Origin of the sequence: Rossellomorea sp. y25 (assembly GCF_038049935.1) — a bacterium.
Taxonomy (GTDB): domain Bacteria; phylum Bacillota; class Bacilli; order Bacillales; family Bacillaceae_B; genus Rossellomorea.
In genome coordinates this window covers 3,009,121-3,031,117 of record NZ_CP145886.1, presented here as the reverse complement: position 1 = coordinate 3,031,117, position 21,997 = coordinate 3,009,121, and the positions used below count along the sequence as shown (strand labels likewise).

General features: G+C 40.1%; 19 protein-coding genes. 15 read left to right on the top strand and 4 right to left on the bottom strand.

Annotated features, from left to right (window positions below; all coding sequences use genetic code 11):
• Positions 1-31 precede the first annotated feature (31 nt).
• Complete coding sequence (gene ispG, locus AAEM60_RS15355) at positions 32-1,144, bottom strand: flavodoxin-dependent (E)-4-hydroxy-3-methylbut-2-enyl-diphosphate synthase (RefSeq protein ID WP_299739614.1); 1,113 nt, start codon at positions 1,142-1,144, stop codon at positions 32-34.
• 123 nt (positions 1,145-1,267) lie between these two features.
• Complete coding sequence (locus AAEM60_RS15350) at positions 1,268-1,633, bottom strand: hypothetical protein (protein ID WP_299738439.1); 366 nt, start codon at positions 1,631-1,633, stop codon at positions 1,268-1,270.
• 56 nt (positions 1,634-1,689) lie between these two features.
• Here AAEM60_RS15350 and AAEM60_RS15345 point away from each other — a divergent pair, with 56 nt between their 5' ends.
• On the top strand, positions 1,690-2,871 hold the full coding sequence (locus AAEM60_RS15345) for an MFS transporter (protein ID WP_341356599.1): 1,182 nt from the start codon (positions 1,690-1,692) through the stop codon (positions 2,869-2,871).
• A gap of 80 nt (positions 2,872-2,951) precedes the next feature.
• Entirely contained in the window at positions 2,952-4,691 is a 1,740-nt protein-coding gene (locus AAEM60_RS15340) for a methyl-accepting chemotaxis protein (RefSeq protein WP_299738437.1), read from the top strand.
• A gap of 75 nt (positions 4,692-4,766) precedes the next feature.
• Here the strand turns inward: AAEM60_RS15340 and AAEM60_RS15335 are convergent, their stop codons facing one another.
• Positions 4,767-5,540 (bottom strand): DUF1189 domain-containing protein, encoded by a 774-nt coding sequence (locus AAEM60_RS15335; RefSeq protein WP_299738436.1) that lies wholly within the window; start codon positions 5,538-5,540, stop codon positions 4,767-4,769.
• Positions 5,541-5,785: 245 nt separating this feature from the next.
• Between AAEM60_RS15335 and AAEM60_RS15330 the strand changes: the two genes are divergently transcribed.
• The 10 genes from AAEM60_RS15330 to phoU all read left to right on the top strand — a co-directional run bounded on the left by AAEM60_RS15330 (position 5,786) and on the right by phoU (position 17,184).
• Positions 5,786-7,414 (top strand): Na/Pi cotransporter family protein, encoded by a 1,629-nt coding sequence (locus tag AAEM60_RS15330; protein ID WP_299738435.1) that lies wholly within the window; start codon positions 5,786-5,788, stop codon positions 7,412-7,414.
• Between the two features lie 72 nt (positions 7,415-7,486).
• Entirely contained in the window at positions 7,487-7,966 is a 480-nt protein-coding gene (locus tag AAEM60_RS15325; RefSeq protein WP_299738434.1) for a DUF456 family protein, read from the top strand.
• A gap of 173 nt (positions 7,967-8,139) precedes the next feature.
• Complete coding sequence (locus AAEM60_RS15320) at positions 8,140-8,748, top strand: superoxide dismutase (RefSeq protein WP_044339644.1); 609 nt, start codon at positions 8,140-8,142, stop codon at positions 8,746-8,748.
• Positions 8,749-8,853: 105 nt separating this feature from the next.
• Complete coding sequence (locus AAEM60_RS15315; protein WP_299738433.1) at positions 8,854-10,068, top strand: MFS transporter; 1,215 nt, start codon at positions 8,854-8,856, stop codon at positions 10,066-10,068.
• 132 nt (positions 10,069-10,200) lie between these two features.
• Positions 10,201-12,375, top strand: a complete 2,175-nt coding sequence (locus AAEM60_RS15310) for a penicillin-binding protein 2 (RefSeq protein WP_341356598.1) — start codon at positions 10,201-10,203, stop codon at positions 12,373-12,375.
• Between the two features lie 346 nt (positions 12,376-12,721).
• Complete coding sequence (locus AAEM60_RS15305; RefSeq protein ID WP_299738432.1) at positions 12,722-13,657, top strand: PstS family phosphate ABC transporter substrate-binding protein; 936 nt, start codon at positions 12,722-12,724, stop codon at positions 13,655-13,657.
• A gap of 92 nt (positions 13,658-13,749) precedes the next feature.
• Positions 13,750-14,697, top strand: coding sequence for a phosphate ABC transporter permease subunit PstC (gene pstC / locus AAEM60_RS15300; RefSeq protein WP_341356597.1), 948 nt, complete (start codon positions 13,750-13,752; stop codon positions 14,695-14,697).
• A 2-nt stretch (positions 14,698-14,699) separates the two neighbouring features.
• Complete coding sequence (pstA, locus tag AAEM60_RS15295; protein WP_299738430.1) at positions 14,700-15,578, top strand: phosphate ABC transporter permease PstA; 879 nt, start codon at positions 14,700-14,702, stop codon at positions 15,576-15,578.
• Positions 15,579-15,624: 46 nt separating this feature from the next.
• A complete protein-coding gene (pstB, locus tag AAEM60_RS15290; RefSeq protein WP_299738429.1) occupies positions 15,625-16,437 on the top strand; it encodes a phosphate ABC transporter ATP-binding protein PstB in 813 nt (270 codons plus the stop codon).
• An 87-nt stretch (positions 16,438-16,524) separates the two neighbouring features.
• Positions 16,525-17,184: a phosphate signaling complex protein PhoU gene (gene phoU / locus AAEM60_RS15285; RefSeq protein WP_299738428.1), complete on the top strand. Its 660-nt coding sequence runs from the start codon at positions 16,525-16,527 to the stop codon at positions 17,182-17,184.
• A gap of 87 nt (positions 17,185-17,271) precedes the next feature.
• Here phoU and AAEM60_RS15280 read toward each other — a convergent pair whose 3' ends face one another.
• Positions 17,272-17,619: a helix-turn-helix domain-containing protein gene (locus AAEM60_RS15280; RefSeq protein WP_299738427.1), complete on the bottom strand. Its 348-nt coding sequence runs from the start codon at positions 17,617-17,619 to the stop codon at positions 17,272-17,274.
• Positions 17,620-17,971: 352 nt separating this feature from the next.
• On the opposite strand from AAEM60_RS15280, the gene AAEM60_RS15275 reads away from it, so the two are divergent.
• The 3 genes from AAEM60_RS15275 to AAEM60_RS15265 are packed head-to-tail and all read left to right on the top strand — an operon-like array spanning position 17,972 to position 21,995.
• The gene (locus tag AAEM60_RS15275; protein WP_299738426.1) at positions 17,972-18,679 is read left to right on the top strand and encodes a DUF4912 domain-containing protein; all 708 of its coding nucleotides are present in this window, start codon (positions 17,972-17,974) and stop codon (positions 18,677-18,679) included.
• Positions 18,676-20,991 (top strand): glycosyltransferase, encoded by a 2,316-nt coding sequence (locus tag AAEM60_RS15270; protein WP_299738425.1) that lies wholly within the window; start codon positions 18,676-18,678, stop codon positions 20,989-20,991. Before AAEM60_RS15275 ends, AAEM60_RS15270 begins: the two co-directional genes overlap by 4 nt.
• Positions 20,988-21,995 (top strand): nucleotidyltransferase family protein, encoded by a 1,008-nt coding sequence (locus AAEM60_RS15265; protein ID WP_299738424.1) that lies wholly within the window; start codon positions 20,988-20,990, stop codon positions 21,993-21,995. The genes AAEM60_RS15270 and AAEM60_RS15265 overlap by 4 nt, the downstream gene beginning before the upstream one ends.
• Positions 21,996-21,997: the final 2 nt, after the last annotated feature.

The window sequence follows — 21,997 nt, the reverse complement described above, 5'->3', positions numbered from 1 at the left end:
CTGATCAAAGGTCAGTCCTCTTTACATGCATTTAAACTTCTTGTTCTTCTTGTTCTTTCTTTTCTGCTTCTTGCTGTGCAAAATATTCTTCTGCGATTTTGTCGATTTCCTTCTTTAATTCCTCAACCATTGTCTCTTCAGGAACTTTACGGACGGTCTTTCCTTTTCGGAATAGTAGTCCTTCCCCACGAGCCCCGGCAATACCGATATCGGCTTCTCTGGCTTCGCCCGGTCCATTTACTGCACATCCAAGGACAGCCACTTTAATCGGTGCTTTAATGGTGGAGATGTACTCCTCCACTTCATTGGCGATTGAAATTAAGTCGATTTCGATACGGCCGCATGTCGGACACGAAATTAAGGTAGCAGCATTTGATGCTAATCCAAACGACTTTAAAAGTTCTCTGGCTACTTTAACTTCTTCCACTGGGTCAGCACTTAAGGAAATACGCAGTGTATTACCAATGCCAAGGCTAAGGATCGCACCAAGACCTGCTGCACTCTTCACCGTTCCAGCAAACAATGTGCCTGATTCAGTGATTCCGAGGTGAAGTGGGTAGTCAAAAGCTTTAGCTGCTTTCGTGTAGGCTTCGATGGCTAAATTCACATCAGATGCTTTCATGGACACGATAATGTCGTGAAAATCCAGGTCTTCCAGGATCTTGATGTGATGAAGGGCACTTTCTACCATACCATCAGCCGTTGGGTATCCGTACTTTTCAAGGATTTTTCTTTCCAAGCTTCCGGCATTTACCCCGATACGAATCGGAATCCCTTTTTCTTTCGCTGCTTTGACAACTGCCTCCACTTTTTCACGGCGACCGATATTCCCTGGATTGATTCGGATTTTATCGGCTCCGCCTTCAATGGCCTTTAAGGCTAGTTTATAGTCAAAATGTATATCGACAACAAGTGGAATGTTGATTTGCTTCTTAATATCAGCTATTGCGTCTGCTGCACGTTCATCTGGACAAGCTACGCGGACAACCTGACAACCTGCTTCTTCGAGACGGTGAATCTCTTTTACCGTTGCTTCAACATCATGTGTCTTTGTAGTGGTCATACTTTGGATAACAAGTTCATTGTTACCGCCAATAGTTAAATCTCCGACTTTGACCGGACGTGTTTTTGAACGATGTATAATTTCACTCAAGTGTAATTCGCTCCTTTAGAAAGGTTCTCAAAGTTTCATTATAAGTAATACGAAGCTATTGTAACAGTGTTTTGTGTGAAATGACAAGAAATAGGTGTTTTTTGAATGCTTGGATTATTGATAATTCGGGATCTTATAGGTTTTCCCGATTTGGATCTTTGCAGGCGGCACATCATTTAATTCTTCGAAATCGGTAATCACACGTTCAATGGAAACAGGCATAGAACCATCAAGAAGGTCTTCTACTAGACTTAAGACTGTGTCACCGGGCTTGACTTCCATTTCAACATACGAAATGGAAGAGGGATCTTCTTCAGAAGGAGATTCCAGAGGAGCGGGGGAAGACGTTTGATTCACTTGTGGCTGGGCAGTTGCAACTGTGGCTTCATTATAGAGGAGCCTTAAGGTTCCCTTATTTAAATCATAATAAACGCTATAAAGAAGAATGATAATACCAAAGAATATAGCCATTCGTTTCATACATACCTTCCTCCCATATTGTTAGAGTGAATCGAATAATGAAGGGGTGACGCGTCATGACAAATAAGGTTCTCCAACTGGTAATCGGGCTACTTCCCATATTAATGGTACTTGGTAATTCCATGCTTATTCCCATTCTTCCAAGTATTGAAGCGGATTTACATTTAAACAGCAGCTGGTCTGGTTTTATCCTAAGTTCATTCACCATCCCTGCTGCACTGGTGATTCCTTTCGTTGGAATGTTGTCTGATCGTTATGGAAGAAAACGATTAATCATCGTTTCATTATGGATAATGATTCTGGGAAGTGTGCTTTGTGTTGTAAGCGGAGAAGTAAATGGAAACGTCAGGCTTTTCATGATTGGCCGAGGATTACAAGGTGTGGGGGCGGCTGGGACTACACCTCTGGCCATGGCATTGATCGGTGACATCTTCCAGGGGCAGGAACGCTCGAGGATGTTAGGCTCGTTAGAAGTGTTTAATGGGATAGGAAAGGTAGTCGCACCCATCACCGGAGCCACACTGGCTATCCTTGTCCATTGGAATCATTCATTTTGGGTATTTCCTTTATTGTGCGTAGTGATATTAATCGGACTTAGGGAAACGATTGAAACGAGGCACCATAACCCAAATAAAAAAGCCCATTACTCCATCTTTATAACAAAATGGCGCCTGTTATTCCCTCTTTATACAATGGGAGGAATAGGCTTATTTTTATTATTCGGCATTCTCTTCTTTCTTTCCTACCATATTGAAAATACTTTTCATATTGATGGTTTTTTTAAAGGGTTTACGTTCATCTTTCCTCTTGGTGCGATGACCATTAGCTCTTACTGGTGTGGGGGGAGGCTAAAGACGGATGAGGAACTGGGATGGACGTATATGAAATGTGGACTATTAATGATGTCAGTCCCATTAGGCTTTCTGATCTTTTTTTCATCATTGGGGTTTTTAATGTTCTTTATTACGGTAAGCTTTGGTGGATTAGGCTTGATGCTGCCTGTCATTAATGCCTTTATTACGGGGAGTGTATCGGAACACGAAAGGGGACTTATTGTCAGTATTTATGGAGCTGTGAGGTTCGGTGGGGTTGCACTCGGACCCATTGCTTACAGTCTTTGGAAAGACAATATGGTGGAGATGTATTCGATCACCTTCGCTTTTTCACTAATCAACTTATTGTTATTTATGTTTCTCGCCAAGCGCAGAAAAGGGGTCTATAGTCCTGAAATTCAATAAACCTTTACGACACCTTTACAGTTCCTTCATCTTTCTTTGAGAAAATGAAAGATGGAATGATTAGGGAAGGGTGTATAATTTTGTCGAAAATAATAAACTTCTTAAGGAAATGGCCACAACAGATAAAAATGGTTCCAAATGAGAAAAGGGTACTTCCGTTTTTCAAGATCTTAACCTTAAAGAAACGATTATTCATAGTCATTTTTCTGCTGGTTACCATTACTGGCTCAACAATTGGATGTATATCTTATTTAAAGTCCAAACAGGCTACCATTCATCTGATGGAACAGCGCTTGGATCGTGAAGTGACCTCGATGAGTGAAATTGCACAAAGCTTGATGCTCATTTATATCGGTGAACAGGAACAGTTTGAAAAAAAGCTGAATGATGTAATCAAAAAACAGGATACGGCATTGACCCAGGATAATATAGAAGCACAATTCTATTTTATTAAAGATTCTAAAGCTGTACCCTCTTCAGTTAGTAAAGGTTCTGAATTACAATTTGGGAAACCTCTTATAGATGAAATCGAAGAACTTGAAAAAGGGACCATCGAAACAACCATCAAAGGGGAAACCTATACGGTGGCTTTCCATTCAATTCAAGAGTTGCAAGGAGAGTATGTGATCGTTGTCCCTCAGGAAGAGTATATGCAAGACATTCGGTCAATGGCTGCCTATACACTGGGTATGATTGGGCTTAGCGCTGGGATTGCCTTTATCATTGTCTTGTTATTTGTGAACCGGTTGACTCCCCCGATCGCTCAATTGCGCGAATCGATGAAGAAAATAAGAGATGGTGATCTGGCTGCCAACATCCCAGTCGAAACGACGATGCCGGAAATCGTTTCCCTTCAGAAAAGTTTTGATTCGATGGTAGTGAAAATGAAAGACTTAATACATAATATTCATCAAACAACAGACAGTTTAGCTTCTACAGGGATGCAGCTTCAATCCTCTTCATCTGAACTATTGAAAGAAAATGAGTATATGGTAGAAACGGTACGAATGGTGAAAGCGGGAGCAGAAGAAACGGCAGGTACTTCCGAAGTAAGTGTCAACCACTTCCTAGAAATGAATGTGACTGTAAAATCCATATTTGTGAAAATGAATACCGTCTTTGAAAAAACAAAGGATATGAATGAATCTGCGGGTGAAGGGGAGTACAAAGTTGATAAAATGGTTGGGGGGTTGAACAGGGTATCCGGGGACTTCAAGCAAATGAATAAGATCATTCAAGAAGTCCATGAACAATCATCCTCCATCGTCACCGTGATTTCATTGATTCATCAAATTGCCGAACAAACGAAACTCCTTGCCCTCAATGCCACGATTGAAGCCGCAAGGGCGGGTGAATCCGGTCGTGGGTTTGCGGTGGTGGCAAATGAAGTCAAGAAGCTTGCGGAGCAATCATCAGATGCTACTAAGAATATTAGTGAAACCATTCTTACGATGGAGTCAATCACATTAAATGCTACAAGGCAATTCGATCAATTTTTCAAAGAATTTCAGTACTACGTATCAGAAGCTACTGAAACACGGGAATCGTTTGATTTGTTGAAAAATGAAATAGATGGTGTCAGCATGGATCTGCAAAATATGAAAGAAGATTTGAACTATCTAAAAATATCTCTCCCTAAGGTGGAAGCTTCGACTGAGGCGTTTTCTTCCGTTTCACAAGAAACGTTAGCAGGAACTGAGCAGATGCTTGCTGCCTTTGAAGAGCAGCACGAAAAGGTTAGAAATACCCATGAAGTAGGAGAAAAGCTATTGAGTGCATCCAACCAACTAAAGGAATTAAGCAGGCAATTCAAGTTATAAGGATGGAGCTGAATGTTTCCTATAAAAATGATATAAAAGGAAAATCCCTGTCTCCGGGTGAGACAGGGATTCTTATTATGGCCGGATTCTCTTTTGCGGAATCTCTTTCACGACTAAATACAGAATGACAGTGATCACAAACCAATCCAGAATCGGGGCGGCAGGAATAAAGGTTTGCAGCAATTCCATTAGGGTAAAAAACAATGTAGAAACCGTTGCGGAATAGGCGGTGATTCGAAAGCTTTGACGGTAGTTTACATTTCGTTTAAGAACATTTGCGAACGTAACACCGATTATTGCGAATATCGTCACCTTCAAGAACATCATTCCTGAAGTGAATAAGTAGAGAAAAAATAAGGCTACGGGAAGGAGAATCCATTTCATCCCTATTAAGGAATCTAATAAATCAATTAAGCCATCTTTAGTAAGGGCTGTACTTCCAAACAAAGAATAGGAAGAAGATTGAACGTTTCCTTGGTTAATGACAACGAAACTCTTTTCCAAAAATGCAATCGTATTTTCATTTTCATCAAGGTTTTTTTCTTGGAGGTCACCGGTACTATCAAAGATAATGGTCATACTGTCTTTATCGATTGTAATCGGCTCTGTCTCACTGGATGACAACGAACCATTCTCTATTGAAAAGGATGGAAACTCAGCTTCTACTGATTCTCTGACATTCTCGATGGCACTGGTAGCAAATGATATAAATTGAATAGCTACGGGTAATATAGAAATAAGTGCCAGCAGGAAGACATAACGGATCGTCTTGCCAATTCCCTGAAAGCGGAATGTTGCAATGTCTTTTGGGGAATAGATACTTTTATACAATTGTTGAAATACATTCATCTTTATTTTTTCTCCTTTCATGCATACCCTATCTATTTTATGCCTGTCTTTCTTCTTCAGCAAGTTTCGAACATGTGAACAATTTGTAATAATTACATTTTGTAATGTAATTGTAATAAATGACGAGTTTTATTAACCTATTGTAAATTTGCAGTAAAAAGTATTTACCTTTGCTCTATAATATATTAAAAATGATATGGGGTTTTTGTTGTTTAATGTCGAAAATTTATGTAGGGGTTGAAAAAATGGAATTAAATTGGCAAGAGATGTTGTTTCAGTTCTTTGGAGGATTAGGGATTTTCCTCTTCGGGATAAAGTATATGGGAGACGGACTTCAAAAGTCTGCCGGTGAACGCCTGAAAGAAATTCTTGATAAGTTCACGACCAACCCATTTATGGGCGTATTGGCAGGTATTTTTGTAACCGTCTTAATACAGTCCAGTAGTGGTACGACGGTTATCGTAGTCGGATTAGTAAGTGCGGGCTTCATGACACTTAGACAAGCGATCGGTGTCATCATGGGTGCTAATATCGGGACCACGGTTACAGCGTTTATCATCGGGATCGATATTGGTGAATACGCCTTACCAATTATTGCAGTAGGAACAATTATGTTATTCTTCTTTAAGAATAAAAAAGTACACAATATTGGTCAGATGATTTTTGGTTTCGGTGCATTATTCTATGGATTGGAATTAATGGGTGGAGGAATGAAGCCTCTGCGTTCACTTGAAGCCTTTCATGACCTAACTGTAAGTATGAGTACAAACCCCATTCTTGGAGTAGTGATTGGAACTCTATTTACTGTCATTGTACAAAGTTCATCTGCAACGATCGGTATCTTACAAGAGCTATACAGTTCAGATTTAGTGGATATCCAGGCAGCACTACCTATTTTATTCGGGGATAATATCGGAACGACCATTACGGCAGTTCTGGCAGCTTTGGGTGCTTCAGTCGCTGCAAGACGTGCTGCAGCAGTCCATGTACTCTTTAATCTGATTGGCTCTACAATCTTTTTGATCATTTTGCCATTTTTCACTAAGTTTGTTCTGTTTTTACAATCTTCATTCAACCTGAATGAACCGATGACTATCGCTTTTGCTCACGGCTCATTTAATATAACGAATACAATTATTCAGTTCCCGTTCATCGCCCTATTAGCGGTGATCGTTACGAAATTGATCCCAGGGCAGGATTCACTTGTTGATTATAACTCTAAACATCTAGATCCAATGTTTATAGAACAATCACCTTCTATCGCGTTAGGACAAGCGAAGGAAGAAGTACTTCGCATGGGTAAATTCGCTGTAAAGGGATTGGAAGAAACAAATGAGTTCCTGAAGTCAAAGAGCTCTAAAAATGCGGAGGCAGCTTATCAAATTGAAGGGGCCATTAACAATCTTGATAAGAAAATCACGAATTACCTGGTTGATTTATCTTCTGCTTCATTATCTGAAAATGAGTCCGAGCGCCATTCAATCTTAATGGATACCGTACGTGATATCGAACGTGTAGGTGATCATTTTGAGAATATCGTTGAACTGATTGAATATCAACAAACCAACAAGGTTAAAATTACGGATGATGCAATGAACGACCTTGAAATAATGTTTAGTCTAACAATTGAAACAGTGGAAAAAGCGTTAAAATCTTTAGACTTAAACGATACTGACATTGCAAGAGAAGTAGCTGAAAAAGAAGATCAGATCGATAAAATGGAGAGAAAGCTTCGTAAACAACATATTCTGCGTATGAACGAAGGGAAATGTTCTGGACAAGCAGGTATCGTGTTTGTCGACATCGTCAGTAACTTAGAACGTATCGGTGATCATGCAGTCAATATTGCAGAAGCAGTATTGGGTGTAGAATAATACAAATGCTGACCCATTTGATATTTGTCAAATGGGTCAGTTTTTTTTATACTTTATGGGAGGTGTTAAAAGATGGAAATGATTTATTGGAGTATTATTATCGTACTGATGATTTTATCCTTTGTCGGATTGATTTACCCGATATTGCCCAGCGTCGTCTTTCTGATAGGAAGCTTCATTTTGTACGGAGTGTTTTTCAGCTTCGAACCGTTTAGCTGGTTATTCTGGACAGTACAGGTTCTATTCGTGATCCTTCTATTCGGTGCTGATTATATGGCGAATCTTATAGGTGTCAAAAAATTTGGAGGGACGAGAGCTGGAATCTGGGGGAGTACAATTGGCTTATTGATTGGCCCTTTTGTCATCCCCGTGATCGGGATCCTTATCGGCCCGTTTCTAGGTGCAATCATAGGTGAATGGGTAGTGCACAGGTCTGATCTTAAGACTGCCGTAAAGGTAGGCGTAGGATCCGTCGTTGGATTCATCTCTAGTGTCGTGACAAAAGGAATCATCCAGATTGTCATGGCTATCTATTTCTTCGTTATCATTTGACCGGAAAGTATTTTCTTATGACTAGAGAAAAATATATAGGGGATTTTATACTTGTAAGAAAAAGTGAAGAAATGAAGGCAAAATATTTGAACAGATATAGTAGTTTTGGTAATCTTATACTGAAACGGCCTGAATTTATTGTTCAGGAAACTATACATAGGGAGGAATTTATAATGGCTTACGAATTACCGCAATTACCTTATGCATATGATGCTTTAGAGCCTCATATTGACAAGGACACAATGAACATTCACCACACGAAACACCATAACGCATATGTTACGAAAGTAAATGATGCACTTCAAGGTCACGATGATTTACTAAGCAAATCCATTGAAGATCTTGTTTCTAACTTAGACGCTGTTCCTGAAGGTGCTCGTACTGCAGTACGCAACAATGGTGGCGGCCACGCTAATCACTCTCTATTCTGGACAGTATTATCTCCGAATGGTGGAGGCGCTCCATCTGGAGAGCTGGCAGATGCCATCTCTTCCAAGTTCGGAAGCTTCGATTCATTTAAAGAAGAATTCGCTAACGCTGCTGCTACTCGCTTTGGCTCAGGTTGGGCTTGGCTAGTGGTAAACAACGGTGAATTAGAAGTAACAAGCACACCAAACCAGGATAGCCCTCTAATGGAAGGTAAAACTCCTGTTTTAGGTCTTGACGTTTGGGAACATGCTTACTACCTGAATTATCAAAACCGTCGCCCTGACTACATCGGTGCGTTCTGGAACGTTGTAAACTGGGATGAAGTAGCGAAACGTTATTCAGCTGCTAAATAATGTAATCGTACGAGGAGAGAGGTTCTTTCAAGAACCTCTCTTTTTTTTGTATAACTTCCCTCCCTTTTTCACAAGATAGGGGTACGTTAAAGGGGAGTTTTTCAAATGAGTAGCTATAAAAAGTTATTAGGCGATATTGATTTAACGAAAGATCTGACTCTGCTGTTATTGATTGGCGGATTATATTCATTGAGTATTGCGCTCTCAAACACATTTGTAAACATCTACTTGTGGAAGCAATCGGGTGAATTCATTGACTTAGGCATCTATAATTTAACCGTGGTGATCTTTCAGCCGATAACTTTTATATTAGCAGGAAGATTGGCAAAGAAGGTAGACCGGGTGATTGTGTTACGCTTCGGGGTTATTTTTTTGGCGCTATTTTACATATCTGTTCTCGCCTTCGGAGAGTCTGCCGAAAACTTTTTGGTTGTATTGGGGGCGTTGCTCGGGATCGGTTATGGCTTCTATTGGTTAGCATTTAATGTGCTTACCTTTGAAATCACCGAACCTGAAACGAGAGATTTTTTTAACGGCTTTCTTGGTACGTTAACGTCAGCTGGAGGAATGATTGGACCGATTCTCGCAGGTTTTATCATTTCCAGGTTTACGTCATTTAAAGGATATACCATTGTGTTCGGTTTATCTCTTTTGCTTTTTTCGATTGCTGTCCTTATGAGCTTCTTTCTTAAAAGGCGACCTGCCTCCGGAAGATATCTATTCCTCAGAATTCTGGAAGAAAGGAAAAACAATGATAATTGGCGGCACATTACGAACGCTCACTTTTTTCAGGGATTGAGAGAAGGGACGTTTATCTTTATTATTTCTGTATTTGTTTTCATCAGTACGGGAAGTGAGTTTGCCATAGGTACGTTTGGTCTCATCAACTCGGGAATCGCATTCGTAGGGTATTATATTGCCTCTAGAGTGATTAAGAAAAAATTTCGGAAACGAGCGATTCTGATAGGGGGTATCCTCCTCTACTTAGCCATTTTCTTAATCGTATTTGATGTATCGTACACGAAATTATTATTGTACGCAGGCGTCATTGCCATTGCTTACCCCATCCTCCTGGTTCCTTATATTTCAATGACGTATGATGTAATCGGAACGGGATGGAACGCCGCTGAAATGAGAATTGAGTATATTGTAGTAAGGGAGATTTTCTTGAATTTAGGAAGAATTGTGTCAGTCTTGGCGTTCATCATTGCTGTCACATTTTTCAATCAGGAAGAGAGCATCCCCATCCTCCTACTAATGCTTGGAGCGGGTCATACCCTCATTTATTTCTTTGTACGAAAAGTCGAACTGCCCATATAGGATATTAAAGCAAAGAGAGGGAAAGATTTCCTCTCTTTGCTTATGGCTAGATTATCCTTGTGATTTTCTATAAAATAAGATGGGATGGTAACGAAATAAAGAAATTTTTACATAGAGGAAGGGTTGGAACGATTGAAAAGAAATAAGAGAAAAAGGAAGACGCATGTTCCCGTTCGGATGAATCTGCTGTTTTTTGCCGTGTTCTTATTATTTTCTCTTCTTGTTCTTAGACTGGGACTCGTTCAAATCGTGAACGGAGAAAGCTACAAGAAAGAAGTAGAAAGAACAGAGGATGTTGTCGTCAATACAGGCGTGCCACGGGGGAAAATGTACGATCGATATGGGAATGTGATTGTCGATAATGTTCCTTTAAATGCAATCACTTATACACGGGCAAACAATACCAAGGTCGATGAAATGATGGAAGTTGCATCCAAGCTTTCTGAGTACATTGAAAAAGATACGAAAGAAGTTACAGAAAGAGACAAGAAAGATTATTGGATATTGAATAATAAAGAAAAAGCAGACGCAAAGGTTTCAGACAAAGAAATTAAGAAGCTCCAAGACAATGAAGAACTCTCTGAAGACGATGTGAATGCGAAAGTATACCAAATGAGATTAGACCGAATCACCGAAAAAGAGCTGGCGACATTGACTGAAAAAGACTTAGAGATCATTGCGATTTATCGTGAGTTTTCCAGTGGTTATGCTCTAAATCCACAAATTGTGAAGAACGAAGGGGTCACACCGGAAGAATTCGCTGTCGTCAGTGAACATCTCAGTGAACTTCCAGGCGTCAATACGACAACAGACTGGAAGCGATCTTACGTATTTGACGATACGTTAAGAACCATTCTGGGAAACGTGTCATCTTCACGGGAAGGCTTACCTGAGAATCTAGTAGATTCTTATTTGGCGAAAGACTACAACCGGAATGATCGTGTAGGAAAAAGCTATGTAGAATTAGAATATGAAGATGTCCTGCAAGGGCAAAAGGAACAAATTAAAAACGTCACTAAAGGTGGAAGTGTCTTAGAGTCCGTACTCGTTCAAGAAGGTCAACGGGGAAAAGATATTGTTCTTACCATTGATATGGAGTTACAGCGTGAAGTTGAGAAGATTATTGAAGAAGAATTACGAAAACAGATAGTGAATCGTAGTGAGTCTCCAAACCTCGATCGGGCTTACGTAGTCATGATTGATCCCAATACGGGAGAAATATTAGCAATGGCTGGTAAGCAGTATGTAAAGAATTCAGAAACTGGTAAATACGAGATGAGGGATGCTGCGTTAGGAACCTTTACGTCCTCTTATGAAGTGGGGTCTGTGGTAAAGGGTGCTACCGTATTGACTGGTTATATGACCGGGAATTTAAAACCGGGAGAAGTGTTGATAGACGAACCATTAAAAATCAAAGGGACAAAGCCGAAATCTTCATGGTTCAATAAATACCAGCGAATCCCCATGTCTGACTTATTCGCTCTGGAAAAGTCTTCTAATTCATACATGTGGAAGGTTGCCCTTAAAGTTGCAGGAGGTCAGTATGTTCCGAATGAGCCGATTGTGAATAATCCGGAAGCCTTTGACATCTTTCGGAACCACTTCGCCCAATTCGGATTGGGTGTGCCGACAGGAATCGACTTACCTGGTGAGTCTTCCGGACTTACAGGTACAGACACCACTCCTGGTTTCTTACTGGATTTAGCGATCGGGCAGTTTGATACGTATACAACGATGCAATTAGCTCAGTATATTTCAACCATTGCAAATGATGGTTATCGTGTGGAACCACACATCATGAAAGAAATAAGAGAGCCGACAAACGATCTGGATAGCCTGGGGCCAATCCTGTTTGAGAAAGAAACGAATGTGTTGAATCGAATTGATGCGACTCAAGCCCAAATCGAGCATGTTCAACAAGGTTTCTACCGGGTGTACCACTATCCTGATGGAACGGCGTATGATCAATTTAAGAATGCACCGTATAATGCTGCAGGTAAATCAGGTACCGCTGAGACGTATGTAGATGGAGAGCTGAACTACAACACGACTCTCATCGGGTACGCCCCATTTGATAACCCGGAAGTGGCTTATGCCACAATGGTTCCTGCTTCTCATATTCAAGCAAGCGGAGTAGCCGATCCTTACGTCAATAAATACATCTCTAAACGAGTGATGGATAAGTACTTTGAACTGAAGAAGAAACGTGCAGAAGAAGTGAAGGACCCGACTTCTGTTAATAAGAAAGTAGAAAATGCCGAAGAGGCGGAAGAACAAATGCAAGAGGAAAGAGAACAGAATAACTGAGCAGACTTAAGCTGATTTCCACGAAATGACTTTCTGGAAATCAGCTTTTTTTGAATTCATCTAAGAATGTTAAACATAAGAAACATGGATGCTGATCTTAGGATTAAAAGGGACTGGGGAAAAAGCAGGAACAATTATATAAAGAAATGCATAATTTATTAAAGCTTGTCTAACACTATATTCAATAAGGGTTTAGAGGGTTTTAAGCGGATGGGAAAGCTGATGAAATGAAGAAAAATGTCGAATTTACAAAACCTTTACAAACGGTTAAAACCTCATTAACACTCATCTATTAATCTATTACTCGTAGGACAAAACAACCAAGTTTCTTAGGGGGAATTTAGGAATGAAAAGCTTTAAGTATCTGGCAATGTCAGCAATGATCGGATCAGCTCTTGTATTAGGAGCATGTGGTGCTCAAGGTGGAGCAGAGAATGGTTCAGAAGAACAACTATCCGGCAGCGTAAAAATGGATGGTTCATCAACGGTAGCTCCGATCATGGAAGCTGTTAACGAAGAGTATGCAGCTACACAACCTGATGTAAAAGTATCAATCGGTGTATCCGGTTCTGGTGGTGGATTTGAAAAATTCATCGCAGGTGAAACTGATCTTTCAAACGCTTCCCGTCCAATAAAAGACGAAGAAAAGCAAAAGCTAGAAGAAGCTGGTATTGATTTCACTGAATTCGAAGTTGCTAAAGATGGTCTTACAATCGTTGTTAACAAAGAAAACGACTGGGCAGAAGATATGACAGTTGAAGATCTTCAAAAGCTTTGGCTAGAAGATGGAAAGACTAAGAAATGGTCTGACATCAATCCGGAATGGCCGGATGAAGAAGTGAAATTCTATTCTCCTGGTACTGACTCAGGCACATATGATTACTTCAATGAAGCAGTTTTAGAAGAAAAAGATATGGTTAAACAAAACATTCAGCTTTCTGAAGATGATAACGTTCTTGTACAAGGTGTAACAGGTGACAAAAACGCAATTGGATTCTTCGGATATGCTTACTACCTTGCAAATAAGGATCAACTTAAAGCAGTGAAAATTGATGGTGTCGAGCCGAATAACGAAACAATCGAGAGCGGGGAATATACTCCACTATCACGTCCATTGTTCGTATATGCTAAAAACGCTTCTGTTAAAGACAATGAAGCTGTATATGATTTCATGAAATTCACCCTTGATAACTCTGCTGAAATGGCAGAAGCGGTTGGCTATGTGAGTCTTCCGGAAGAGAAGATCAAGGAAGCTAAAGATGCCTTAGAGGGTCTTAAATAATCAAGTATCGTTGGTAAAGTCAAAAAAACAGATGAGAAGCGACTAATACTTGCTTCTCATCTTGTCATGTGGATGAAAGGGGTTTGCATTTTATGGCTTCAAATTCAAAAGAATCATCATATTCTGTTGCAGAGATGATTGCACAAAAAAGAGGAAAAGGCTTTAATCGATCATTCGAGAAGTCAATACCATGGATCTTATTTGCAATAGCAGGGGTTTCAGTATTAACCACGATCGGTATCGTATTTACGCTTATATTTGAAACATTTACGTTCTTTTCGAGAGTATCTGTATTTGATTTCATAACAGGAACGGAATGGTTTCCTTTTTCTATTCAAAATCCGAGCTATGGGATTCTTCCTTTGATCTCAGGTACACTGAAGATTACCGGGATTGCAGTAGTAGTGGCAGTGCCTATAGGACTTGCTTCAGCCATTTATTTGAGTGAGTATGCAACGGATCGTTCAAGAAGATTCATCAAACCGATATTGGAAGTGTTAGCCGGGATTCCAACGATTGTATTTGGATTCTTTGCTCTAACATTTGTTACTCCTTTATTGAAGTCATTTATACCTGCGTTAAGTATATTTAATGCATTGAGTCCTGGAATTGTAGTTGGGATCATGATTATTCCCATGATTGCTTCTCTATCTGAAGACGCGATGTCGTCTGTTCCAAATTCCATTCGTGAAGGTGCACAGGCATTAGGGGCAACTAAGTTAGAAGTTGCACTAAAGGTTGTTTTACCAGCGGCCGTATCAGGGATCGTGGCATCCATTGTTCTTGCCATTTCCCGTGCAATTGGAGAGACCATGATTGTAACGGTTGCTGCTGGCGCTTCTCCGAATCTGTCCTGGAATGTTACTGACTCCATCCAAACGATGACGGCGTATATCGTTCAAGTAAGTACAGGAGATGCAGGGTATGGAACGACGATTTATTATAGTATTTATGCAGTAGGTTTCACTTTATTCTTATTCACGCTTGGTATGAACCTGCTTGCCCAATACATCTCTAAGCGATTCAGAGAGGAGTATTAATCATGAAGTATATCAATCATGAAAATGTCTTAAAAAAGATGTCTTCAAGGCTAATGGTGAATAGTGTCTTTAAAGGGCTTTTCTTCCTGGCAACATTATTTGGCTTGGTCGTGTTAAGTGTATTATTATATCGGGTATTCACTCAAGGAATTGGTTACTTGGATCTGCAGTTTTTACAAAGTGTGGGATCAAGGTTCCCTGAAAAAGCAGGAATCTATGCTGCTTTTATAGGAACGATTTGGCTGATGTGCGTAGTTGTTGTAGTTTCGTTCATAATAGCAGTGGGAACGGCCATTTATTTAGAAGAATATGCTAAACAAAACAAAGTCAATAAGTTTATCAAAGTAAATATATCAAACCTTGCAGGGGTTCCTTCTGTTGTGTTTGGTCTCTTAGGTTTAACGATTTTTGCCCGTGCCTTTGCACTTGGTCAAAGTGTTTTGGCAGCAGGGTTGACCATGAGTTTGTTAATATTGCCAGTTATCATTGTTGCCGCACAAGAAGCGATTCGTTCAGTACCAAGAGAGTTAAGGGACGCATCTTATGGTATGGGAGCTACAAAATGGCAGACCATTACTAGAGTCGTTTTACCAGCCGCAATACCGGGAATATTGACAGGGAGCATATTAGCGTTTTCCCGTGCAATCGGAGAAACTGCCCCCCTTGTTGTTATCGGTGTACCAACGATCTTATTATTCACACCAGGTTCCGTCCTGGATACATTTACGGCACTTCCAATGCAAATCTATGATTGGACAAAACGTCCACAAGCAGATTTCCATGATGTGGCAGCTGCAGGAATTATCATCCTGTTAGGTTTACTGTTACTCATGAACTCGATCGCAGTGCTGATTCGTAATAAGTTTCAAAAGAGATATTAATTTCGCTTATTAATTTGGTTTTAATGGATGAAGGAGGCTTTCAAATATGGAAACAACAATGGTGAACAACAATAAAAGAGGTACGAGCAAAAGTTCAGTGGGAAAAGAGCCTGTATATCAAACAAAGCAGCTAAACTTATGGTACGGTACAAATCATGCGTTAAAAAATATTGATTTAGATATTATGGAAAATGAAGTGACGGCAATCATTGGTCCATCAGGCTGTGGTAAATCCACTTATATTAAAACACTGAATCGTATGATCGAGCTGATCCCAAGTGTAAAAACATCAGGTGATATCCTTTATCGTGAGCGTAATATTTTTGATCGTAATTACCGAGTTGAGGAATTAAGAACCAAGGTAGGAATGGTCTTCCAAAAACCTAATCCGTTCCCGAAGTCGATTTATGACAACATAGCATATGGTCCACGAATCCACGGAATTAAAAACAAAAAAGTTCTGGATGAAATTGTTGAAAAAAGCTTAAGGGGAGCAGCGATTTGGGATGAAGTGAAAGATCGTCTGAATCAAAATGCATATGGATTATCGGGTGGACAGCAGCAGCGTATTTGTATAGCAAGATGTCTTGCTATTGAGCCGGATGTCATTCTAATGGATGAACCTACTTCTGCTCTTGATCCGATTTCTACATTAAAGATTGAAGAACTTGTTCAAGAGTTGAAATCAGAATACAGTATTATTATTGTTACCCATAATATGCAACAGGCTGCACGTATTTCTGATCGCACAGCCTTCTTCCTGAACGGGGAAGTAGTTGAATTTGACAAAACCGATAAAATCTTCTCTACTCCATCTGATAAGCGTACAGAAGACTATATTTCTGGTCGTTTCGGATAATTCACATTCAAAGAAGGATAAATACCAATAGGTGTTTAATTCCTACTATTGAGAAGCTAAAGTGTTGAAATAGGAAGGGGCATAATCATGGCAGTAAGAGGACAATTTGATGCGAATTTAAAAGAACTTCAAACCAAACTAATGGACTTGGGGAATATTGCAAAGATTGCACTTGAAAGAAGTATTGTGGCTTTGGAAGAGAAGGATGTTGATACGGCACTTGCCATTATCGAAGGTGACCAAAAAGCCGATGATCTGGAAGAGGAAATCAATGATTTAGCCATTCTGACAATAGCTAAACAACAGCCGGTCGCAACAGATTTAAGAAGAATCATTGTAGCAATCAAAATCGCTTCAGACTTGGAAAGAATCGCAGATTTCGCTGTAAATGTAGCGAAATCAACGATTCGTATTGGGAATGAACCTCTGATCAAACCGATTCATCATATTAAGGAAATGCACGCATTAACATCTGAAATGATTCAGCTCACATTGGAGTCGTTTGTCGAGGAAGATGTGGCGAAAGCGAAGAGAATTGCTGATATGGATGATAAAGTTGATGACTTATATGGTGAAACGATTGTAGAGCTTCTGACACTCAATAAAGAAAAACCTGAATTCACGGCTCAGATTACTCAGCTCTCTTTCATTTGCAGATACCTTGAAAGAGCTGCGGATCATTCAACAAACATTGCAGAAGGTGTGTTCTATCTTGTGAAAGGTCGTCGTTACGACTTGAATGAATAGTCTTCAGATGAAAAAAGCTGCCCATAACCAGGGCAGCTTTTTTTATGATTGTTCGATTTCTTGAATGAAGTATGAATGAATCTTATATTATAGCTTCGAAATAATTTGCTGGACTTCAGATTTAGAAAGTGCAGATTGCTTTGCGATTTGTTCGACAGGTATTCCTTGTTGGTATAATGCAATGACTTGGTTTTTTACAACCTCGTGAATGGGTTTCCTGGCAGGGGTTGCCCTTTTGAAAGGGGCATCGCCATCCACCATCAGCTCTTCTTCCAGTACCCGTATTCTTTTCTTTAACTGATAATGTTCCTGAAGGAAATTAATTGATAATTCTTCCATATCTTTTTCAATATCTCGATACCTATCCCGTTGGAAAAACGAAATGACTAGTAATAGGATTGAGAAACTTACTAATCCGATGAATAGTAAATCCACTAAATCACCTCATGCAGTATTATTCTTCTTTAGTTATAGCATAGATAGTGGCTTATCTCTATAAGATGGAAGGATAAATTTGTGGATTTAACCAATATTTTGTCGAATTCCATTGGGCAATTATGAAAGAATCTTGTCGTTCTAAAAATGTAATCGCTTTATTATCATTTCAGCATAATAATTTGCAAAAAAAATGCATGATAAACCCCATTATCACCACGTTTAACAAGATACGACAAAATGCGTTTATTGTAGGTTTTTGAATAGGGTGTTACGATGAATTCATAGATAATTGTCATAATTTTTAGATTGAAATTATATAATATTTGGTTACTCTTTAGGAGGAATTGTTTTGATCACAGAAATCATTCGGTTAAAAGAACAAGGAGTATCATTCAGGAAAATTGCCAAAGAGCTGAATACCACCGTCGGGAAAGTTCAATATCAGTGGGTGAAGTATCAGAAGGCTCTTGAAAGTTCATCTGGAAGTGAGGTTGCCCAGGTAGAAGTGATGGAGCCGACAACGCCGAAAAAGCGTGTAGGGAGAGCTTCTTTTGGAAGGAAGATGCCTAAGCGCCGTGCAAAAAATCCGCGTGCCACTGAGTTATCGATGATGTTCTCAACGTCATCCCGAATCTATTGCTATTGGAACATTACTCAAGAATGGATTCGCCAAGTAAAAAGTCATTTTAAAATGAATCATGACCCTCAACCTTTTGTCCTTCGTTTGTATGATATTACATCGATTTCCTTTAACGGACATAATCACCACACATACACAGATTCATATGTTCCCCATACGGAGAGTGATTGGTTTGTAAATGGTCTAAAGGAAAACAGAAGCTACTGTATGGAAATTGGATTGCGCTTACCGTCCGGTGACTTTGTTGCATTCACTCGTTCCAATGTACTCCACACCCCAAGAACGTCCCATCATCAGGAGTATCATAGTATGAAAGAGTTATTTGAATATGAGCAAGGATTAATTAAAGAGCCGAAATGGGTGGAGCATGTGAGCACCTATTCGTATTATGTAATGAATCAGGAGGAAAAGGCATGAAAGGACCGTCGGCAGTGATTATATATCCACAATTTAACGAACTGACTTTTTCACAATGTAACGAACGGGAAGATCTTCTCACTTCTATACTTATCGAAAATAGTGCACTGTTAGATCTCCTTCAACGAAATGAAGCATCCCCAATACCTGTTGTGGTGAACCCTACCCTCTTTTCACTTTTTATGAGTGAAGAGTTTAAAGAGAAAGCCCATTCAATCATTCAAGCCAACCTTCTGCAAGCCGAGCCGCATGAAAAGAGTAAATGGCAGCTGATTTATTCTCAATGGTCAACCCATGACATGAATTTCGTACAAGCCTACAAGACTCTGGTGGTTGAAGGCAAAGCCACTGTGATCCCTACGACGGTAAGCTCATTCCCATTGACTCACTACAGGACCCCGAGAGCGATCGAATCTCAGGTTCGAATGAGTACATTGTTGTATAAGCAGTATTTTCAAATGATTCCAAAGGTTTTTTGGTTACCACAGGCAGCGTATGTACCGGGTATTGACTTATACCTTACTAAGCAAGGAATCGAATACACATTTATCTCCTCCTATTCGTATGAACATAGTGAAAAAGAACGTGACAGCGGTGTAATCAGAACACCAAGGGGCTTAAAATTAATACCGGTTTCAGAGGGCAGAATAGGAGCATTGGAAGAGAACGGTCATTCCCTCTCGATTGTTTTCATAGAGAATAGAGAAAGCTACGCTGAATTAAATACCAAAGAGTTCACACACTCATTAGAGGAGAAGATGGAATCTTCTACTGCTCTTTCCAGAGTAGGTTTTGGATATCTTGGAATGGAGAAGCAAACCCCGATTCTATCTGACACGGCCATGAAGAATATTCGAATGGTCCATCGTATGGAAGAGAAACTTGACAATCTGTATTCATCGGCAGAACCGACAGAGTGGACACATCAACTGCTGAGGGAATGGGTAGCAAGCCTCGAAGGTTTGAATATTCAAAATGGCTTGACGTCTGTTCACTTTGACAGCTTACTTGATTTGATACTGGAAGGGCAGAAGGATGAACATTTATTCCTTCATCGCAAAAGGGTCGTTCCCTTTCCGTCTGATGAAATCCTTGAAAAGCTCTTCGCAGGGAATGCAGAAGAAAAGGAGGAGAAACAGGATTCTGTTCTCCTTCTCTCATGGGAATATCCTCCGAATATTGTGGGGGGACTCTCGAGGCATGTGTATGATCTGGCTAATAATCTTGTGAAAAAAGGGAAACAGGTACACGTTCTTACGACCAAAGCAAATGATGCCCTGTCACTTGAGAAAATGGAAGGGGTTACGATTCACCGTGTACACCCATTACATCCATATGAAGAAGATTTCTTTAAGTGGGTATTTGATTTAAATCAGGCGTTCATTCATTACGCTCATGATCTGATGGAAGATGAAAGAATCACTCATATTCATGCCCATGATTGGATTGTGTCCACTTCAGCGATGAAATTGAAAGAGTATTATAGGGTTCCGCTCATCACAACCATTCATGCTACGGAACATGGACGTAATCAGGGGATTTATACCGATTTGCAACACAAGATTCACCGGGAAGAGCAGCTTCTTATTGGTGCATCGGACCATCTTATCGTGTGCAGCGAGCATATGAAAGAGGAAATCAAGAGCTTATTTACCATCGAAGCTCCAATCGCGGTGATACCAAATGGTGTGGAATTGGAGAAACTCGATCAATCTTCTCCTTATAGCTTTGAACAGCGCTCCACTCCGTATTTCTTTTCAATCGGACGGATGGTTCATGAAAAAGGATTCGACACGATTATCCGCGTAGCCTCACAGTTAAAGAGAGAAGGATTTACTATCTCATTTATCATAGCTGGGAAAGGTCCAATGCTAGAGCACTATCGTCAAGTGGTAGACCAAGAAGAATTGAGTGACTGTGTGTCTTTCATCGGATACATTTCCGATAGGGAGCGGAATGACTATTTGAAGAATTGTTTAGCCGTGATCTTTCCAAGCCTTTACGAGCCATTCGGCATTGTTGCACTGGAAGCAATGGCTTTCCGTAAAGGGGTGGTGGCATCAAATACGGGAGGACTGAAATCAATCGTGAAACATGAGCAAACCGGCTTATTATTTGAGCCCAATCATGAACAAAGTCTTTATACACAATTGGTCTCATTAATTGAAAATCCCTTAAAATCGGAACAGCTAGGAAATCTCGGTTTCAAAATGGCCCAATCCATGTTTAGCTGGGATCGAATCGCGGATCAAACCATCCACGTGTACGATGATGTACTTCTACAATCAAAAGTAGAAGGCATAAAAAGATGAAGGCCGTGATATTGGCAGGTGGAGAAGGCAAGCGATTAAGACCCTATACAATGTCGATTGCAAAGCCAATGGTTCCGATTCTGAATAAGCCAATTCTTGAATACAGCATTAACCTCCTCAGGTCCTATGGAATTAAAGATATTCTAATCACAACCTGTTATAAAAGTGAAACGATTAAAGAGTATTTTGGCGATGGAAAACGGTTCAATGTGAACATTACCTATCTGGATGAAAAAAAGCCGCTTGGAACAGCAGGAGGGATCTTTCTCGCCAGGCACAGGCTGCGTGAACCGTTTTTAGTGTTAAGTGGAGATGCATTCACTAATATTCCAATTGATAAAGTCATTGAATTCCATTATGAGAAAAGAGCGGTTATGACCGTCGTCTCAAAAGAAGTAGTGAACCCAAAAGAGTATGGGATTTGTCATACAGACGAAAATCGTAAATTGGTTGATTTTATTGAAAAGCCGGAAGAGTGGGTAGGAAATGAAGTGAACACAGGGGTATATATGTTAGATCCACGGCTGCTTGATCGTTATGCCCACTTAGGAGCGAGGGATTTCAGCCAGGATTTCATTCCTCAGCTGCTTTTAAATAATGAGGAAGTCTATGTATTTAAAACGAATGCCTATTGGAGAGATATTGGAAACCCTGAAGAATATAAAAGCGCACGTGATGATCTCATGAAGGGTCAGTACGCCCCACCCTCCATAAAAAAAGGCTTTCACCACTCCAAAGACTTTATGGAGCCGTTTATCACCAGGCTCCAAGTAGCGTGTCCAAATGGAAAGAAACCATTCGTACTGGCTAAATTACTGGAAACCGTTCCTTCTTCCTCCAGTCAGAAAGAAGTTGTTTTCGATCATAGAGATGGAGGACGAACGAAAATCATTAGTGATCCGAAAAGAGGATTCATCATTTATTCCAAGGCTGACAGACGAAATCTGGCAAGGGAGCTTGCCAGATATTATGGAATGAAAATAAAAATCTGGCAAAAGGTGTAGAG

Excerpts from the sequence above, each read along its gene's own strand:
- AAEM60_RS15350 (WP_299738439.1), bottom strand. The coding sequence starts at position 1,633 with ATGAAACGAATGGCTATATTCTTTGGTATTATCATTCTTCTTTATAGC.
- AAEM60_RS15345 (WP_341356599.1), top strand. The coding sequence starts at position 1,690 with ATGACAAATAAGGTTCTCCAACTGGTAATCGGGCTACTTCCCATATTA.
- AAEM60_RS15335 (WP_299738436.1), bottom strand. The coding sequence starts at position 5,540 with ATGAATGTATTTCAACAATTGTATAAAAGTATCTATTCCCCAAAAGAC.
- AAEM60_RS15330 (WP_299738435.1), top strand. The coding sequence starts at position 5,786 with ATGGAATTAAATTGGCAAGAGATGTTGTTTCAGTTCTTTGGAGGATTA.
- AAEM60_RS15325 (WP_299738434.1), top strand. The coding sequence starts at position 7,487 with ATGGAAATGATTTATTGGAGTATTATTATCGTACTGATGATTTTATCC.
- AAEM60_RS15320 (WP_044339644.1), top strand. The coding sequence starts at position 8,140 with ATGGCTTACGAATTACCGCAATTACCTTATGCATATGATGCTTTAGAG.
- AAEM60_RS15315 (WP_299738433.1), top strand. The coding sequence starts at position 8,854 with ATGAGTAGCTATAAAAAGTTATTAGGCGATATTGATTTAACGAAAGAT.
- AAEM60_RS15305 (WP_299738432.1), top strand. The coding sequence starts at position 12,722 with ATGAAAAGCTTTAAGTATCTGGCAATGTCAGCAATGATCGGATCAGCT.
- pstC (WP_341356597.1), top strand. The coding sequence starts at position 13,750 with ATGGCTTCAAATTCAAAAGAATCATCATATTCTGTTGCAGAGATGATT.
- pstA (WP_299738430.1), top strand. The coding sequence starts at position 14,700 with ATGAAGTATATCAATCATGAAAATGTCTTAAAAAAGATGTCTTCAAGG.
- pstB (WP_299738429.1), top strand. The coding sequence starts at position 15,625 with ATGGAAACAACAATGGTGAACAACAATAAAAGAGGTACGAGCAAAAGT.
- phoU (WP_299738428.1), top strand. The coding sequence starts at position 16,525 with ATGGCAGTAAGAGGACAATTTGATGCGAATTTAAAAGAACTTCAAACC.
- AAEM60_RS15270 (WP_299738425.1), top strand. The coding sequence starts at position 18,676 with ATGAAAGGACCGTCGGCAGTGATTATATATCCACAATTTAACGAACTG.
- AAEM60_RS15265 (WP_299738424.1), top strand. The coding sequence starts at position 20,988 with ATGAAGGCCGTGATATTGGCAGGTGGAGAAGGCAAGCGATTAAGACCC.